This window comes from Nonomuraea sp. ZG12, assembly GCF_052068115.1.
Taxonomy (GTDB): domain Bacteria; phylum Actinomycetota; class Actinomycetes; order Streptosporangiales; family Streptosporangiaceae; genus Nonomuraea.
In genome coordinates this window covers 1-555 of sequence record NZ_JBQHCW010000103.1, presented here as the reverse complement: position 1 = coordinate 555, position 555 = coordinate 1, and the positions used below count along the sequence as shown (strand labels likewise).

Here is a 555-nt window from a genome sequence, read left to right as displayed (position 1 = left end):
CTCGTCCAGCACATAAGCCCGTAATCCGTCCATGGGCCGGCCGATGGGGACGTTGCGTGCCTGCTCCGGGACAGCCGACCGAAGCGGGTGATAGGTGGCGAAGGTGGTGGTCTCGGTCGGCCCGTACACATGCACGATCCGAGTACCGGGCAACACCCGCGCAGCGGCACGCATGGTGGCGGCCGACACGAACTCGCCACCCGTCCAGATCTCGGTCAGCGTGTCCAGACCCGACGGCTCATCATCGATGAGCGTGTTGAACAACGCAGTCGTCACGAACGCAGCCGTGATCCGATGCTTGGCAATGGTGTCAGCCAACTCAGCAGGCTCAACAGGACCCGACGGCGCCACCACCACCGTCCCGCCGTTCAACAACGGCACCCAGATCTCATACGTCGAAGCATCGAACGCATGCGGCGAATGCATCAGCACCCGCCGATGCGCACCATTACGCCAAACCCGATCAGCCGCAAGGGCGACCACATCAGCATGAGTGACAGCCACCCCCTTCGGAACACCGGTCGACCCCGACGTGAACATCACATAAGCCAGCTG

At 63.2% G+C, this 555-nt stretch carries 1 protein-coding gene; it reads right to left on the bottom strand.

Annotation, left to right across the window (positions count from 1 at the left end):
• Positions 1 to 540, bottom strand: a 540-nt coding sequence (locus tag ACTMTF_RS49455) for an AMP-binding protein (protein WP_441117044.1), incomplete at its 3' end; no start/stop codon positions are given.
• Positions 541 to 555: the final 15 nt, after the last annotated feature.